This window comes from Pseudomonas sp. Irchel s3h14 (genome assembly GCF_900187425.1).
Lineage (GTDB): Bacteria > Pseudomonadota > Gammaproteobacteria > Pseudomonadales > Pseudomonadaceae > Aquipseudomonas.
Genome location: NZ_FYDJ01000018.1, coordinates 87,614 through 104,071, shown reverse-complemented (window position 1 = coordinate 104,071; position 16,458 = coordinate 87,614). Strand labels below are relative to the sequence as shown.

The window sequence follows — 16,458 nt, the reverse complement described above, 5'->3', positions numbered from 1 at the left end:
GCAGAACGACCCAGTCTTTGAAGTCGCTTTCGTATCGCTTGCCCATTTTGGACATTTGTTATTCACCTTCGCCCTCTTGAATGATTGAGTCAATCAACAAGGGCGACAGGTAGCCTGACACGGAGGGGTTTGAAAAAAAAGTGAGTCGCCGTAAGGGCGAAACCCTAAGTGGCCGTTACCGCAGAAACGGATATACACCCGGTCAACCACCAACATGGTCGGCCCAAAGGCCGCCAAGTCAAACGCACCTGTCAAAACCCTGAACACACACCCAGAAATATCCCGAGCCATTGAAACCACCCCCCACCTGCCCCATCTAACACCCATACCCAATTGCGCAGGTGCCCCATGAGCGACCAGCAAGAATTCCCCGAAGACCCGAGCGAATACGCCGACCCAGAGAACGCCGAACACCACTCCACCGGCAAAGGCCTCGCCCTGCCAGGCCAGAACCTGCCGGACAAGGTCTACATCATCCCGATCCACAACCGCCCGTTCTTCCCGGCCCAAGTACTGCCGGTCATCGTCAATGAAGAACCGTGGGCCGAAACCCTCGACCTGGTGAGCAAATCCGATCACCACTCCCTGGCCCTGTTCTACATGGACACGCCCCAGGAAGACCCGCGCCATTTCGACACCTCAGCCCTGCCGCTCTACGGCACCCTGGTCAAGGTGCACCACGCCAGTCGCGAAAACGGCAAACTGCAATTCGTCGCCCAAGGCCTGACTCGCGTGCGCATTCGCACCTGGCTCAAACACCATCGCCCGCCATATCTTGTCGAAGTCGAATACCCGCACCAGCCCACCGAGCCGACCGACGAGGTCAAGGCCTACGGCATGGCGCTGATCAACGCGATCAAGGAACTGCTGCCGCTCAACCCGCTGTACAGCGAAGAGCTGAAGAACTACCTCAACCGCTTCAGTCCCAACGATCCGTCGCCGCTGACCGACTTCGCCGCCGCCCTCACATCAGCCACCGGCAGCGAGCTGCAAGAGGTGCTCGACTGCGTACCCATGCTCAAACGCATGGAAAAAGTCCTGCCGATGCTGCGCAAGGAAGTCGAAGTCGCACGCCTGCAAAAAGAGATTTCCGCCGAAGTTAACCGCAAGATTGGCGAGCATCAGCGCGAGTTCTTCCTCAAGGAACAGCTCAAGGTCATCCAGCAAGAGCTGGGGCTGACCAAGGACGACCGCAGCGCTGACATCGAGCAGTTCGAACAGCGACTGGAAGGCAAGGTTCTGCCCGCTCAGGCGCAAAAACGCGTCGAAGAGGAAATGAACAAACTGTCGATCCTCGAAACCGGTTCGCCGGAGTATGCGGTCACCCGCAACTACCTCGACTGGGCGACCTCGGTGCCGTGGGGCGTATACGGCGAGGACAAACTCGACCTCAAGCACGCACGCAAGGTGTTGGACAAACATCATGCCGGCCTCGACGACATCAAGGACCGCATCCTCGAGTTCCTCGCCGTCGGAGCCTACAAAGGCGAGATCAGCGGCTCCATCGTGCTGTTGGTCGGCCCGCCGGGCGTAGGTAAAACCAGTGTCGGCAAATCCATCGCCGAATCCCTCGGTCGGCCGTTCTACCGCTTCAGCCTCGGCGGCATGCGCGACGAAGCCGAGATCAAGGGCCATCGCCGCACCTACATCGGCGCGCAGCCGGGCAAACTCGTCCATGCGTTGAAAGATGTCGAAGTGATGAACCCGGTGATCATGCTCGACGAGATCGACAAAATGGGCCAGAGCTACCAGGGCGACCCGGCCTCGGCGCTGCTGGAAACCCTCGACCCGGAACAGAACGTCGAATTCCTCGACCACTACCTGGACTTGCGTCTGGACCTGTCGAAAGTGCTGTTCATCTGCACCGCCAACACCCTGGACTCGATCCCCGGCCCGTTGCTGGACCGGATGGAAGTGATTCGCCTGTCGGGTTACATCACCGAAGAAAAAATCGCCATCGCCAAACGTCACCTATGGCCCAAGCAACTGGAAAAGGCCGGCGTGTCCAAAGGCAGCCTGAGTATCAGCGACAGCGCCCTCAAAGCGTTGATCGACGGATACGCCCGTGAAGCCGGCGTGCGGCAGTTGGAAAAACAACTGGGCAAACTGGTGCGCAAAGCCGTGGTGAAACTGATCGACGAGCCGAAAGCGGTGATCAAGCTCGGCCCCAAAGACCTCGAATCCTCACTCGGCCATCCAGTCTTCCGCAACGAGCAAGTGCTGTCCGGTACCGGCGTCATCACCGGGCTGGCCTGGACCAGCATGGGCGGCGCGACCTTGCCGATCGAAGCCACGCGCATTCACACCCTGAATCGTGGCTTCAAACTCACCGGGCAATTGGGCGATGTAATGAAGGAGTCGGCAGAAATTGCCTACAGCTACGTCAGCTCCAATCTGAAGTCGTTCGGCGGTGATCCGAAGTTCTTCGACGAAGCCTTCGTCCACCTGCACGTCCCGGAAGGCGCCACCCCGAAAGATGGCCCGAGCGCCGGCGTGACCATGGCCAGCGCCCTGCTCTCGCTCGCCCGCAACCAGGCACCGAAAAAAGGCATCGCCATGACCGGCGAACTGACGTTGACCGGGCATGTACTGCCGATTGGCGGGGTGCGCGAGAAGGTGATTGCAGCGCGGCGGCAGAAGATCTTCGAATTGATCCTGCCGGAGCCTAATCGTGGCAGCTTTGAAGAATTGCCGGATTATCTGAAAGAAGGGATTACCGTGCATTTCGCCAAGCGGTTTGCCGATGTGGCAAAAATTCTGTTCTAACCCCACAACCTGATCGTTCCCACGCTCTGCGTGGGAATGCCGCCCGGGACGCTCCGCGTCCCTTCACAAGCGTGACGCAGAGCGTCACAGGATGCATTCCCACGCAGAGCGTGGGAACGATCATCTCCCGCAGCGCCGTCACAATTTGTCTCATCTTCAGTTATGCTCGCCGTTCGTCGTGAATGCCGGAGCCACTGACCTTATGTCCCCCACCCGCCTGTTTGTCCCCCTCGCCCTCTCCTTGCTGGCCGCGTGCGCCACGCAACCGAAACAGAACGTGACCGTGGAAAAACAAAGCGAATGCCCAGTGCAACTGCACAGCGGGCAAAACCTGATCCTGACCCTGCCAAGCAACCCGACCACGGGTTACCGCTGGGCGATCCAGGATTCGGCCGGTGGCGTATTGCGCGCACTCAGCCCCGAGGTTTACAGCAATCCGCAAGACGCGGGGATCGTCGGCAGCGCCGGCATTTCGACCTGGCGCTTCCAGTCCTTTGCCGCGGGCACGGGCCGTTTGCGCCTGACCTACTCACAGCCATGGGCACCGGAAGTACCGGCGGTGGAAACCTTCGACTGCGCGATCTCGGTTAACTGATCGTGGGCTGGCTGATTCTGGCGCTGATGGGCGCGGTGACCTTTCTCTACGGCGTGAGCGTGCACGCCGCGCTGCTCTGCTTGCTGGTAAAGCCGCTGCCGGTTTTGGCCTTGCTCGGCTGGTTGCATGACGCACCGCCCAGCGAATACCGTCGCTGGATCAGCCTCGGACTGATTTTCTCCCTGCTCGGTGATGTGTTGCTGGCGTGGCCGGGGGATTTGTTTGTGTTTGGGCTTGGGGCGTTTTTGGTCGCGCATCTGGCGTATCTGAAGGCCTACTTGAGTGATTGCCGGCGGTTGGCGCTGTTACCGCTGATCATCGCTGTGGGCGTCGGCGCGGTGTTGTTGGGGATATTGATCTCCAATGGGCTGGGTCCGCTGCTCATCCCGGTGATCGTCTACGGTCTGGCCATCAGCGCCATGCTTTGGCGCGCATTGGCCAGACTCGGCACCGACGTGCCCAAACGCTCGGCGCTGCTGGCGGCGGCAGGTGCGGTGGCGTTTGTGTTTTCGGACAGCGTGATTGGCATCAATCGATTCGTCGCGCCGTTTCATGCCGCACCTTACGTCATCATCCTCAGCTATTGGTTGGGGCAATGGGGAATTGCGGCGTCGGCCTTTTCTCAATCCACTCACCGCCCGCTTTAGATCGTTCCCACGCTCCGCGTGGGAACGATCAGTGCGTCCACCCCGGCGGTTTATCAGACAACCCGCGCATCCCCCCGTCAATTTGGCTAAAATGCCGGCCTTTTCCACCTACGCCGCCGGAACCGCCGTGAGCAAAGAACCCGATCGCCTTTTCGCCCAGCCTTTGGCCCAGGTGCCTGACTTCGCCTTTAACGAGGACGTGGTGCGGGTGTTCCCGGACATGATCAAGCGCTCGGTGCCGGGTTATCCGACCATTGTTGAAAACCTTGGCGTGCTCGCCGCGCAGTTCGCCCAGCCCAACAGCGTGCTCTACGACCTCGGCTCGTCCTTGGGCGCCGTGACTCAGGCGCTGCGCCGCCATGTGCGCACAGACGGCTGCCGCGTCATCGCTGTGGATAACTCGGCGGCGATGGTTGAACGCTGCCGCGAGTACCTCAATGGTCAGGACTCGATGTTCCAGGAGCTGCTGCCGGTGGAAGTGATCGAAGGCGACATCCTTGCCCTCGAATTCCAGCCCGCCTCGGTGGTGGCGCTGAACTTCACCCTGCAATTCATCGCCCCGGAGCAACGCACCGCGTTGCTCTCGCGTATCCGCCAATCGCTGTTGCCCGGTGGCGCGCTGATACTCTCGGAGAAGCTGCGCTTCAACGATCCCGAAGAACACGCGTTGCTCACCGATCTGCACGTCGCGTTCAAACGCGCCAACGGCTACAGCGAACTCGAGATCGCCCAAAAGCGCAGCGCCATCGAAAACGTCATGAAGCCCGACAGCCTCGAAGAACACCGCGAGCGCCTGTTGGCCGCCGGGTTCTCGAAAGTCGTGCCGTGGTTCCAGTGTCTTAACTTTGCCTCGTTGATTGCCTTGCCATGATTGATCTGTCCCCCCTCGCCCGCCGTCTGGCCGGCACCCCGCTGGCCGATTGGGCCAACACCCTGCAGCGTCAGCTCGACAAGAAAATGGAAAAGGGTCACGGCGATCTGGAGCGCTGGCAGAGTGCGCTGGACGCTTTGCCGAAGATTCAGCCGAGCGAAGTTGATCTGCTTAACGGCCTGACGCTGGACACCGATTGCGATGACGAAACCCGTGCACAAATGCGCACTGCGCTGATGGGTTTGTCGCCGTGGCGCAAAGGGCCATTCGATTTGTTTGGCGTGCATGTCGACACTGAATGGCGTTCGGACTGGAAGTGGTCGCGGGTCGCCCCGCATCTGGATCTGAAGGGCAAACGCATCCTCGATGTCGGTTGCGGCAATGGCTATTACATGTGGCGCATGCTCGGCGCGGGTGCCGACAGCGTGATCGGCGTCGATCCGAACTGGCTGTTCTTCTGCCAGTTCCAGGCGGTGCAGCGTTACCTGTCCGAGCCCAATGCCTGGCACCTGCCATTCCCTTTCGAAGACCTGCCGCCGAATCTGGAAGGCTTTGACACCGTGTTTTCCATGGGCGTGTTCTATCACCGCCGCTCGCCGATCGAGCATTTGCTGGCGCTGAAGGATTGCCTGGTCAAAGGCGGCGAGTTGGTGCTGGAGACCCTGGTGATCGAGGGCGATCAGCAGCAGGTATTGGTGCCGGAAGACCGTTATGCGCAGATGCGTAACGTGTGGTTCCTGCCGTCGGTGCCGGCGCTGGAACTGTGGCTGCGCCGGGCCGGGTTCACGGATGTTCGTTGTGTGGACGTGAGCGTGACGACGGTCGAGGAACAGCGCGGGACAGAGTGGATGAAGTATCAGTCGCTGAGCGATTTCCTTGACCCGGAGGATCACAGCAAGACGGTTGAAGGGCTGCCGGCGCCGATGCGTGCGGTCATCGTGGCCCGCAAGTAAAACCCCGATCTCCCTGCCAATGGAGATCAAATGTGGGAGCGGGCTTGCTCGCGAAAGCGGTTTAACATTCAGCAGAAATGTTGACTGATCTACCGCTTTCGCGAGCAAGCCCGCTCCCACATTAGTTCGGTGTTTAGTCTGTTGGTTTGGCTCTTCGGGCCTTGAAGAACTCGCTCAGCACCGCCCCGCACTCCTCAGCCAACACCCCGCCTTCGTAAAGCACCCGGTGATTCAAAAAGCCCTGGGTAAAAAACTGCCCCTGACTCTGCACAATCCCGGCCTTCGGTTCCAGCGCCCCATACACCACCCGCGCAATCCGCGAATGCACGATCAGCCCGGCGCACATGCTGCACGGCTCAAGCGTCACGTACAGCGTACTGCCGGGCAGACGATAGTTGCTGGCGGCCAACGCGGCCGCGCGGATCGCGACCATCTCGGCGTGAGCACTCGGGTCGTTGCCGCTGATCGGGCAGTTGAAACCCCGACCGATGATTTCACCGTCCTGCACCAGCACCGCGCCCACCGGCACTTCACCGAGCGCCGCGCCTTGGGCGGCCAGGGCCAGGGCTTCGCGCATGAAGTCACGATCACGGCTGCGGTCGATGATTGCTGTCGGACGTATCTGACGCATCACGCCACCTCGATGGCGGCCATCAGGCCGGTTTCCATGTGGTCGATCACATGGCAGTGGAACATCCAGATCCCTGGGTTATCCGCCACCAGCGCCACTTGCGCGCGCTCGTTCTTGCCCAACAGGTAAGTGTCGGTAAAGTACGGAATGACCTTGTGCCGGTTCGAGGCAATGACCTTGAAGCTCATGCCGTGCAGATGAATCGGGTGTTGATACTGAGTCATGTTCTTCAATTCAAAAATGTAGCTCTTGCCCTTTTCGAGCTTGGCAATCGGGCGGTCGGCGCAGGTTTTGTCGGTAATGTCCCAGGCCTTGCCGTTGATCTGCCACAGGCTTGGCGGCTTGCCGTTTTCGACATTGACCGACACCGAGCCTACCCATTCGAAATTGAAGTTGAGTTTCTCCGCATTGGCCAGGTCCGGCTCGGCCACCGGGTTGGCGGGCAGTGCGGGTGGCCACTCGGTCGGTGTATCGGTGTTCGCCACCGAACGGAACGTGCCCAGTCGTACCGGGCCATTGCGCAGGGACAGCTCTTCACCGGCCGGCGGTGCCTTGATCGCCAAGCAAATACGCATGCCCGGGCCGAGCCAGTATTCCTTGCCCAACGGGCGCGGTTCGATGGGGTTGCCGTCCAGCGCATAGATCTGCGCTTCGACGCCAGGAATATTGAGGCGGTAAGTCAGGGTGTTATCGAGGTTGAGCAGGCGCACCCGGGTGATCTGCCCGGCGGGCAATTCGATCACCGCTTGCGCGACACCGTTGATGGTCGACAGACGCCCCGCCGTGCCACCACGGGCCGCTTCGCGAGGAATGCTGAACGCGACAAAAGCGCCCTCTTCATCGACGTGCCAGCTCTTGAGGCTCAAAGTCTTTTCGTACTTGAAGCCATTAGGCTCGCGCTCTTCGATGATCAACGGGCCGACCAGCCCGCGACCGAGTTCTTCGCTGCTGTTCACATGCGGGTGATACCAGTAGCTGCCGGCGTCGGGCACTCGGAATTTGTAGTCGAAGTATTCGCCCGGCAGCACTGGAAGCTGCGAGACGTAGGGCACGCCGTCCATTTCCAGCGGCAGGCGGATGCCGTGCCAGTGAATGGTGGTGGCAACCGGCAGGTGGTTGATGAAACGTACCCGCAGCCATTCGCCCTGACGCACGCGCAACTCGGTGCCCGGCGCCGACGGGCCGAACGCCCAGGCTTCGGTCTTGTGCCCGGCCACCAGTTCGACGTCCAGCGGTGCGGCGATCAGCTCATAATCGTGGCCCGCGTCGGCATCGGCCATCTTGCCCAACCAGTACCGCGACGCGCCCCCCGCTCCGACACCAACGACAACAAGACCGGCCAGGCCACCGAGGATTTGGCGACGGGTAAAGGACATGAACTCAACTACCTCACGTATCAGCGACAGGCCCGTGGGCCTGTAAAAGGCGAATACGATACACCTGCGGTTGAGAAACAGTAAGGGTGGCGCGGCGGATGGCCGCAGCAGATGCGATCGTTCCCACGCTCTGCGTGGGAATGCAGCCCGTGACGCTCCGCGTCACTGGACGCGGAGCGTCCCTAGAGGCATTCCCACGCAGAGCATGGGAACGATCAGTGTGCGAGGCCGGTGATCAGATGCACCACGCCGTCTTCCAGCATCATGACTCCCGGCACACCTGCCACATTTAATGCCTGCCGATCCATCCGCGCCACATCCCGCAACGCCACCCGAACCCGGGTCAGCGCCACCGGCTGCTGCGACTTGAGGTTATCCATTCCGCCCAGCGCGGCGACGATATCCGGGGCCAGACCAGAAACAGGCTGAGCAACCACGTTCGGCTCATCCACCACCAGATCTGGCGTTAACGCTTTCCAGAACGCCCGCTGCATTTTCTCGAACATGTTCAGTTCTCCAGTACCAGTGAAGTATCGACCGTCGCCTCGTGATACAACCGCAACGCCTCGCGCACTTGCTCGGCGCTTTCCAGGCCCAGCACTTGCTGGGCGATGGCCTGGCAGTCCACCAGATCCACTTCGCGAACCGCCGCTTTGATTGCCGGAATCAACGGCACGCTCACCGACAGTTCATCCACCCCAAGTCCCAGCAACAACGGCACCGCCAGCGTCTCGGACGCCATGGCGCCACACACACCGACCCATTTGCCATGGGCGTGGGCGGCCTTCACGGTGCTGGCAATCAAACGCAGCACCGACGGATGAAAACTGTCGGCCTGACTGGCCAGGCGCGGGTGATCGCGGTCCATGGCCAAGGTGTATTGGGTCAGGTCGTTGGTGCCGATCGAGAAGAAATCCACTTCCGGCGCAAACAGATCGGCCATCAGTGCCGCTGCCGGCACTTCGATCATGATCCCCAGTTTCGGCAGCTCGGTAAGACCCAATGCCAGCGCCTCTTCCTCAAGCAGCTGCCGGGCCCGTCGCAACTCCGACAGCTGCGTGACCATGGGCAACATGATGTGCAGACGGGCCAGCCCGGCGCTGCTCAGGATCGCTTTGAACTGATCGCGCAACAGCTGCGGGCGCTCCAGACACAAACGAATTCCGCGCATGCCGAGGAACGGGTTGGTTTCGCTGTCCATCGGCACGTAGGCCAACGGTTTGTCACCGCCGACATCCAGAGTCCGCACCACCAGATTGCGCGCCGGCCCCAAGGCGCGGGCGATGGCGCTGTAGGTGGATGCCTGTTCGTCATGGCTCGGCGCATGGTTGCGGTCCAGATAAAGAAACTCCGAACGCAACAGTCCGACGCCTTCTCCGCCCAGTGTCATGGCCTGCTCGGCTTCGGTCAGAGAAGCGACGTTGGCCGTCACTTCAATGTGATGACCATCGCGGGTACAAGCCGCCAGCGCAGCGTGCACCAGCTCATATTGATGGCGCTTCTGCTGGCGCTGACGATTGGCCTGAAGCTGCTCGATGGCCGCCAGATCCGGGGCCAGATGCAGCTCGCCCTTGTCGGCGTCGAGCAACACTTGGGTGCCGTTGGCCAGCGCCAGCACCTGAACGGGCAACCCGCAGATCGCCGGCAAACCGGACGCCCGCGCGAGGATCGCGACGTGGCTGGTAGCGCCGCCACCAACCGTGGCGAATCCCAGTACCTTGCGGGTATCGAGTCCGGCGGTCTGTGACGGCGTCAGTTGTTCGGCGATCAGGATCGCCCCTTCAGGCAGCTCCATCGCCTGATCCTGTACGCCGAGGATCAGCTTGAGCACCCGCTGGCCGACATCGGCCAGGTCCGCCGCCCGCTCCGCCAGCAAGGCATTGCCCAGGCTTTTGAACAAGGTTGCCGTCGACTCGGTGGCTGCGCGCCAGGCGAACCCGGCACTTTTGCCGTCGATGATCAGCGCCTCGGTCTGATCCAGCAGACTCGGGTCTTCAAGCAGTTCCTGGTGCGCCTTGAAAATCTCTGCCTGAGCGTCACCGGTGGCGTTGTCGCGCAGCTGCTGCAAGGCCAGCGCCGCTGCTGCCAAAGCCCGAGACAGATGCTCTCGCTCAAGCTGCGGACCGACGCCGAACTCGCTCACTTCAAGTGTTTGCTCGGCGATCTGCACAACCTGGCCAAACGCCGAACCCGCCGAGGCACAGACTCCGCGCAAAACGTTCAGCGATGAAGCTTCAACCGTCTCGACTTCTGCCATCACGGCGACCGTCTCGCCACACCCGGCGGTCAGCAATTCGGCCAGCGTCTTGATCGCCGCTTCAGCATCCGGGCCGGCCGCGCTGACTTGCACAACATCACCGTGAGCCGTCTGCAACGCCATGATTGCCACCAACGATTTCGCGTTCGCACTCTCCTGCTGTTTATGCAGGTAAATGCTCGCCGAAAACCCTTTTGCCGCCTGAGCGAACACCGCTGCCGGACGGGCATGCAAGCCGTTCGGATTGGCGAGTGTCACCGGTTTGGAAAACAGTGCTTCGCCCTCTTCCGACACCGGCTCATCCGTTGTCTGCTCGATGGGCTTCAAGCTCAGTAGCGGCTGGCCACTGTCTACCAAACCCGTTTCCGGTGTCAGCCAAGTGAACGGTTCACCGCTGACCACCAGCATCAAGGTCAACAAACTGCGGGCGTTCAAGGCAATGTAATCGGCATCGAACTCGATCAGCGACTGCCCAACTTCAACCCGCTGGCCCTCCTCCACCAACCGGGTGAACCCCTTCCCGGCCAGGTTCACCGTGTCGAGGCCAATGTGCATCAACACCTGCACGCCATTGTCGTCGGTGATGCTGACGGCATGCCCACTGACCTGCACATTGCTGATCACCCCGGCCAGCGGTGCGCACAAGGTTTGCGAAGTCGGATCGATGCACAGACCGTCGCCGATCACGCGACTGGAAAACACCTGATCGGGCACCTGGTCCAGCGGCATCAGCACGCCGGACAAAGGTGCCAGCAGTTGCAATTGTTGGGGTGTGGCCATGACGTCACCTGCTGTTTTGTTCTTTGAAGTGCTGATGGAGCGCGAGGCTCCGACAGCATCGCTTATTTCCACCAATACTCGACCTGCAATCCGACGTTCGAACCGTGTCGCGCTGTGCCGAAGGCGCCGGTGTCGGACAATGCCGAACCCTGCGCCAGTTCATTGGCCGCCCGTTTGGCCGCCTCGTTCCAGCTCGCATAGGTGTAATACAGACGCACCTCAGGGCGAGCCCAGAATTCCGGACCTTTGGGCGACCAGGTCGGAGCGAAGGTGAACTTGCTCAGCTTGCGCGTGCCGCCCGTGGCTTCGACCTGATCGTGACCCAATTCGGTCACCAGTTTGAATTGCTCGGTGAGCGCATAAGTCGGGCGAACGCCCAGGGAAATCCAGTTCTGGTCAGCGCCGTCCGGGCGAATGTCTTTCTGATAGACCGCCTCGATCTGTCCGCCAAATCGCGGCGTCACTTGCCAGTCGAAGAACTCCACCACCCGGTAGCTTTTGCTGCTGTCGTCCAGCTTCACGTTACCGGTATAGCCCAACCCGGTGCCGGGCCCTTCGCCGTACTGGAACGCGAGTTTGTTCTTGCCGCCCAGAAAACCTTTCTGCACATGCTGGGTGGTGATCGCCCAGCCATGGTGAGCGTCGCGGCTGTCGGGTTTGTCGATGTAACTCAGGCCAAACTCCAGTTCACCGCCGGGGTTGGTGTTGAAACCGGCGACGTTGAAGTCGTGACGGTTGATGTAGTCCTTCTGATACAGGTTGTCCTTGCGCGAGAAGGCGTAGCTGTATTTCAGATCGCCGATCAGCACGTCCTCGATACCGCCGCCGGTGGCGCTCTGGTTCCAATAGTAGAAGTCGGAAATGTGGATATCGTTCCGTTTGTAGTAACGCCGACCAGCCCACAGCGAACCGCCGTTGAGGCTGGGCATGTTCGACCATTGCGCGTACGCCTGCGGCAGCCGCACCGAGCCGTTGTCACCGTTGAAGGTCAGGTCCTTGTCGTACTGGTTGTACAACGACGCCATGCCATCGACGCTCAGCACCGAGCCGTCATCCAGGGTGTACAGATCCTGGCGCAATTCCAGTTCAGCGTACTGCTCACATTCGTTGCCCAAGCGGTATTTAGTCTGCGCGCCCGGTAGCTGGAAACACTGCTGTTTATCGCTGTTGACCGAGGTGCCGACGCCGCTACGCAAGTAACCGGCGAACTCCAGCGCCTGGGCCGTAAGAGGCAAAGCCAGGCATACGCTCGCGGCCACAAGACTGCGATTTATTGTTGTTTTCAAGAGCTACCCCATTATTTTTATTGTGTGCAGCGGCAAAATCGGCGCGCAAAACTCCCCCGCGCAGCGTTCTGCGTGTTTTTTGAGTCAGTGTTTTTTTGCGGTCGGTCAGTCGGTCATATGCAGCACGAACGACTCATAAGGCCGTAAGAGGACCTGCCGATTTCGCGTCGGACAGTCCGGGTAATTGCTGATGACCAGACGCTGGGCCATCGCTTCGCTGATCACTTCATCCGGCAGGTCGACTTCGCACGGTGTCCCGTAGAAGTTATTCAACACCAGCAAACGCTCGCCATCACCTTCACGCACGTACGCCCAGATTTGCGTGTGTTCGGGCAACAGTTGCCGGTAAATACCGTCGGACATCAGCGCTTCACTGCGGCGCAGGGCGATCAGTTGACGGTAGTGATGCAGCACCGAATCCGGGTCATCGAGCTGAGTGGCGACATTGATCTGCTCGGCGTTCGCCGGCACCCCGATCCACGGCTCACCAGCACTGAAACCGGCATTAGGCTCGGCATTCCAGTGCATCGGCGTGCGGCCGTTGTCCCGGGACTTCTGCATGATCGCCGCCATGTTGTCGGCGTCGCTCGCCCCCGCCTCGCGTTTGAGCCGGAAGATGTTCAGCGTCTCGACATCGCGGTACTGATCGATGTGATCGAAGCCCGGATTGGTCATGCCCAGTTCCTCGCCCTGGTACACGAACGGCGTGCCCTGGAGGAAATGCAGCGCCGTGCCGAGCATCTTCGCCGAGATCTCCCGATATTCGCCGTCATGACCAAAACGCGAGACCACCCGTGGCTGGTCGTGGTTACACCAGAACAGCGCATTCCAGCCACCGCCGGCCTGCATGCCGGTTTGCCAATCGGAGAGAATGCACTTGAGTTGCAAGAAGTCGAAATCGGCGCGGACCCACTTCTGCAGGTTCGGATAATCGACCTTCAGGTGATGGAAGTTGAAGGTCATCGACAGCTCTTTCGACTCTGGCCGCGAGTAACGAATGCAGTGTTCCAGGCTGGTGGAAGACATTTCGCCGACGTTGATCAGGTCATGGCCTTCGAAGACTTCGCGGTGCATTTGCTGCAAGTAGTCGTGGACATTCGGGCCATCGGTGTAGAAGCGTCGACCGTCGGTGTTGTCCTCAGGGAAGTCCTCCGGTTTGGAGATCAGGTTGATCACGTCCAGACGGAACCCGCCTACGCCCTTGTCGCGCCAGAAACGCATCATCTTGAAGACTTCGGCGCGCACCTTGGGGTTGTCCCAGTTCAGGTCGGCCTGAGTGTGATCGAACAGGTGCAGGTAATACTGACCGGTCTGGGCTTCGTACTCCCACGCCGAACCACCGAACTTGGACTCCCAGTTGTTCGGCTGGTCGCGCCAGATGTAGAAATCCCGGTACGGGTTGTCGAGGCTGCTGCGGGCCTGCTGGAACCAGGTGTGCTCGATGGAGGTGTGGTTGACCACGATATCGAGCATCAGCTTGATCCCGCGCTTGCCGGCCTCGGCGATCAGCAATTCGCAATCGGCCATGGTCCCGTAACTCGGGTCGATGGCGTAGTAATCACTGATGTCGTAGCCGTTGTCGCGCTGGGGCGAACGCAGGAACGGCGTGATCCACAGGCAATCGACACCCAGCCAGTGCAGGTAATCGAGCTTGGCCACAACGCCAAGCAAATCACCCGTGGGGTTGCCGGCGTGGCTGTGAAAACTCTTCGGGTAGATCTGGTAGATCACCGAACGTTGCCAGTCTTGCATGGCGGGATTCCTTCAGTAAGTTTTGTATCGGCCTTGAGGGCCTCTTCGCGAGCAAGCCCGCTCCCACATTTGGAATGCGGTCAACCTGTGGGAGCGAGCCTGCTCGCGATAGCGATCTGTCAGGCAACCCGATACCCGGGCCGAACAATCTTCATGCTCAACCCGCAGGTCAGAACAAACGGCACGACCATGGCAATGACCATCCCGATCACGAACATTGGAATGAACTGCGGAATGATCGAGATAAAACCGGGCAAGCCGCCGACGCCGATCGCCGAGGCCTGGACCTTGTTCAGCGACAGGAAGATGCAACCCATGGCCGAGCCGATCAGGGCTGCATAAAACGGAAATTTGTAGCGCAGGTTGACCCCGAACATGGCCGGTTCGGTGATGCCGAAGTAAGCGGAAATCGCCGAGGTCGAGGCCATGCTTTTGTCCCGCACGTTACGGGTCATGTAGAACACCGCCAGTGCCGCGCTGCCTTGGGCCAGATTGGACATGACGATCATCGGCCAGATAAAGGTGCCGCCCTGGGTGGAGATCAGCTGCAAGTCGACCGCGAGGAACATGTGGTGCATGCCGGTAATCACCAGCGGCGCGTAGAGCAAACCGAAAATCGCCCCGCCGACCATTGGCGCCAGGTCAAACAGCATGACCACGCCTTCGGTGATAATAATCCCCAGATGCCGGGTCACCGGGCCGATCACTGCCAGCGCCAGCACGCCGGTCACAACGATGGTAGTGATCGGCACCACCAGCAATTGCACCGCGTTCGGCACCCGTGCCCGCAGCCATTTTTCGATGACGCTCATCACGTAGGCCGCCATCAGGATCGGCAGGATCTGTCCCTGATAGCCAACCTTCTCGATCTGGAACAACCCCAGGATGTCGAAGTACGGCAGGCTCTGCCCGTCCAGCCCGGCTACCGCTTTGCCGTAGTTCCAGGCATTGAGCAGGTCCGGATGCACCAGCATCAGGCCGAGCACGATGCCAAGGATTTCACTGCCGCCAAACCGCTTGGCCGCCGACCAGCCCACCAGCGCTGGCAGGAACACAAATGAGGTATTGGCCATCAGGTTGATCAGGCTCCAGAGCCCGTCAAGCTTCGGATAGGCGTCCAGCAGGGTCTTGCCCTCGATGAACATGCCTTTGGCGCCAATCAGGTTGTTGATGCCCATCAGCAGGCCGGCAATGATCAACGCCGGCAGAATCGGCATGAACACATCGGAAAACACCCGCACCAGACGCTGCATCGCGTTGATCTTGTCGGCGCTTTTTTGTTTGACGTCGGCGATGGTCGAGGCCGCGAGACCGGTTTGACGACGCAGTTCGGCGTAGACCTTTTCCACTTCACCGGGACCGATAACCACCTGGAACAGGCCGCCGGTGAAGAACGAGCCTTTGACCAGATCAATCTGGTTCAGCGTGGCGCTGTTGACCAGGCTCGGGTCCTTGAGGGCCAGGCGCAGGCGGGTGACGCAGTGCGCGGCCTGCTCGAGGTTGTCGCTGCCACCGAGGCTTTGCAGCAGCTCGCTGGCGATATTCGGATAGTCGTGGCTCATGCTTGTTCTTCCGCTGTAGTTTTTTGTTATTGGCAGCACGCCGAAGCGAAAAGTACTCGTCTGTACGAGTTAAAGCAACAACTCGTACAGACGAGTTTGAATTTGTTTATCCTGAACCCGACCGGCGGCGATGTTTCCTACCTCAAAAGTCAAAGAAACCTAACGCCGCATGGACAAACCCCTACCCTGCCCTTAAGGTTCGAAACCTTGAGCACATCGCGGCACAGAGCCATCCCCATGAGTAAATACAACCAGATCTACAGCGATCTGCTTGCCAGCATCACGACCGAACGTCTGGAACGCGGCGCCCGGTTGCCTTCCGAAACCGAACTGATGGAGAGCTACCAGGCCAGTCGCGGCACCGTGCGCAAGGCCATCGAGCAACTTCAGGAGCGCGGTTTCGCCCAGAAAGTCCACGGCAAAGGCACGTTCGTGCTGTCGACCAACCCGATCGAATTTCAGCTGGGCGGCATCGTCAGCTTCCAGGAGACCTACCCGCGCCTGGGCAACGATGTCAGCACCGACGTGGTCGAGTTCAGCCAGATCCCCCTCGAAGGTTCTCTGCTCGAACACATCCAGGCTGAAGAAGGCAGCCTCATTACCCGGATCAAGCGAGTGCGGCGGATCGACGGCAAACGTGTGATCCTCGACATCAACCATTTCGTCAGCGACGTGATTCCCGGCCTGTCCCGAGACATCGCCGAGCACTCGATCTACGCCTTCATCGAACAGACCTTGCAACTACAAATCGCCTACGCCCAGCGCACCATCGAAGCGGTGCCGCGGAGCAAGGATGACCAGCAACACCTGGACCTCGACGGCCAGAGCCATGTGATCGTGGTCAGCAACCAGACGTTTTTGCAGGATGGCCGCCAGTTCGAGTACACCGAGTCGCGGCACACCCTGGACAAGTTTTACTTTTCTGACATTGCACGGCGCTGAGCCTGACTCAGACCTTCGTCGTGCCCTACTTCTTCTATCA

General features: G+C 60.2%; 13 protein-coding genes. 6 read left to right on the top strand and 7 right to left on the bottom strand.

Translation table 11 applies throughout. The features are described from left to right. Positions 1–348: 348 nt before the first annotated feature. The 5 genes from lon (at position 349) to cmoB (ending at position 5,832) form a co-directional block, all read left to right on the top strand. Complete coding sequence (gene lon, locus CKW16_RS25405; protein ID WP_095131615.1) at positions 349–2,766, top strand: endopeptidase La; 2,418 nt, start codon at positions 349–351, stop codon at positions 2,764–2,766. 202 nt (positions 2,767–2,968) lie between these two features. After that, entirely contained in the window at positions 2,969–3,361 is a 393-nt protein-coding gene (locus CKW16_RS25400; protein ID WP_095131613.1) for a protease inhibitor I42 family protein, read from the top strand. Positions 3,362–3,363: 2 nt separating this feature from the next. Beyond that, complete coding sequence (locus tag CKW16_RS25395; protein WP_095131610.1) at positions 3,364–4,008, top strand: lysoplasmalogenase; 645 nt, start codon at positions 3,364–3,366, stop codon at positions 4,006–4,008. Positions 4,009–4,099: 91 nt separating this feature from the next. Continuing rightward, on the top strand, positions 4,100–4,879 hold the full coding sequence (gene cmoA / locus CKW16_RS25390) for a carboxy-S-adenosyl-L-methionine synthase CmoA (protein ID WP_176471601.1): 780 nt from the start codon (positions 4,100–4,102) through the stop codon (positions 4,877–4,879). Continuing rightward, a complete protein-coding gene (gene cmoB / locus CKW16_RS25385) occupies positions 4,876–5,832 on the top strand; it encodes a tRNA 5-methoxyuridine(34)/uridine 5-oxyacetic acid(34) synthase CmoB (protein WP_095131608.1) in 957 nt (318 codons plus the stop codon). The genes cmoA and cmoB overlap by 4 nt, the downstream gene beginning before the upstream one ends. Positions 5,833–5,965: 133 nt before the next feature. On the opposite strand, the gene tadA is transcribed toward cmoB, so the two are convergent. The 7 genes from tadA to treP form a co-directional block, all read right to left on the bottom strand. Continuing rightward, positions 5,966–6,463 carry a tRNA adenosine(34) deaminase TadA gene (gene tadA / locus CKW16_RS25380; protein ID WP_033061505.1) on the bottom strand — a complete coding sequence of 166 codons (498 nt, stop codon included), beginning with the start codon at positions 6,461–6,463 and terminating at the stop codon, positions 5,966–5,968. Next, positions 6,463–7,839 (bottom strand): multicopper oxidase family protein, encoded by a 1,377-nt coding sequence (locus tag CKW16_RS25375; RefSeq protein ID WP_095131606.1) that lies wholly within the window; start codon positions 7,837–7,839, stop codon positions 6,463–6,465. The genes tadA and CKW16_RS25375 overlap by 1 nt, the downstream gene beginning before the upstream one ends. Before the next feature lie 215 nt (positions 7,840–8,054). Beyond that, positions 8,055–8,345 carry a PTS transporter subunit EIIB gene (locus CKW16_RS25370; RefSeq protein WP_095131605.1) on the bottom strand — a complete coding sequence of 97 codons (291 nt, stop codon included), beginning with the start codon at positions 8,343–8,345 and terminating at the stop codon, positions 8,055–8,057. Between the two features lie 2 nt (positions 8,346–8,347). Then, positions 8,348–10,876: a phosphoenolpyruvate--protein phosphotransferase gene (ptsP, locus tag CKW16_RS25365; RefSeq protein WP_095131603.1), complete on the bottom strand. Its 2,529-nt coding sequence runs from the start codon at positions 10,874–10,876 to the stop codon at positions 8,348–8,350. A 62-nt stretch (positions 10,877–10,938) separates the two neighbouring features. Continuing rightward, entirely contained in the window at positions 10,939–12,162 is a 1,224-nt protein-coding gene (locus CKW16_RS25360) for a carbohydrate porin (protein WP_095131601.1), read from the bottom strand. Positions 12,163–12,267: 105 nt separating this feature from the next. Continuing rightward, the gene (treC, locus tag CKW16_RS25355; RefSeq protein ID WP_095131598.1) at positions 12,268–13,914 is read right to left on the bottom strand and encodes an alpha,alpha-phosphotrehalase; all 1,647 of its coding nucleotides are present in this window, start codon (positions 13,912–13,914) and stop codon (positions 12,268–12,270) included. A gap of 119 nt (positions 13,915–14,033) precedes the next feature. After that, on the bottom strand, positions 14,034–15,476 hold the full coding sequence (gene treP / locus CKW16_RS25350) for a PTS system trehalose-specific EIIBC component (RefSeq protein ID WP_095131596.1): 1,443 nt from the start codon (positions 15,474–15,476) through the stop codon (positions 14,034–14,036). A 237-nt stretch (positions 15,477–15,713) separates the two neighbouring features. On the opposite strand from treP, the gene treR reads away from it, so the two are divergent. Further along, positions 15,714–16,418 (top strand): trehalose operon repressor, encoded by a 705-nt coding sequence (treR, locus tag CKW16_RS25345; protein WP_095131594.1) that lies wholly within the window; start codon positions 15,714–15,716, stop codon positions 16,416–16,418. Positions 16,419–16,458: the final 40 nt, after the last annotated feature.

Bases quoted from the DNA above. Each gene is read 5' to 3' on its own strand.
- CKW16_RS25375 (WP_095131606.1), bottom strand. From the start codon at position 7,839: ATGTCCTTTACCCGTCGCCAAATCCTCGGTGGCCTGGCCGGTCTTGTT.
- CKW16_RS25370 (WP_095131605.1), bottom strand. From the start codon at position 8,345: ATGTTCGAGAAAATGCAGCGGGCGTTCTGGAAAGCGTTAACGCCAGAT.
- cmoB (WP_095131608.1), top strand. From the start codon at position 4,876: ATGATTGATCTGTCCCCCCTCGCCCGCCGTCTGGCCGGCACCCCGCTG.
- lon (WP_095131615.1), top strand. From the start codon at position 349: ATGAGCGACCAGCAAGAATTCCCCGAAGACCCGAGCGAATACGCCGAC.
- CKW16_RS25400 (WP_095131613.1), top strand. From the start codon at position 2,969: ATGTCCCCCACCCGCCTGTTTGTCCCCCTCGCCCTCTCCTTGCTGGCC.
- treR (WP_095131594.1), top strand. From the start codon at position 15,714: ATGAGTAAATACAACCAGATCTACAGCGATCTGCTTGCCAGCATCACG.
- treP (WP_095131596.1), bottom strand. From the start codon at position 15,476: ATGAGCCACGACTATCCGAATATCGCCAGCGAGCTGCTGCAAAGCCTC.
- ptsP (WP_095131603.1), bottom strand. From the start codon at position 10,876: ATGGCCACACCCCAACAATTGCAACTGCTGGCACCTTTGTCCGGCGTG.
- treC (WP_095131598.1), bottom strand. From the start codon at position 13,914: ATGCAAGACTGGCAACGTTCGGTGATCTACCAGATCTACCCGAAGAGT.
- cmoA (WP_176471601.1), top strand. From the start codon at position 4,100: ATGCCGGCCTTTTCCACCTACGCCGCCGGAACCGCCGTGAGCAAAGAA.
- tadA (WP_033061505.1), bottom strand. From the start codon at position 6,463: ATGCGTCAGATACGTCCGACAGCAATCATCGACCGCAGCCGTGATCGT.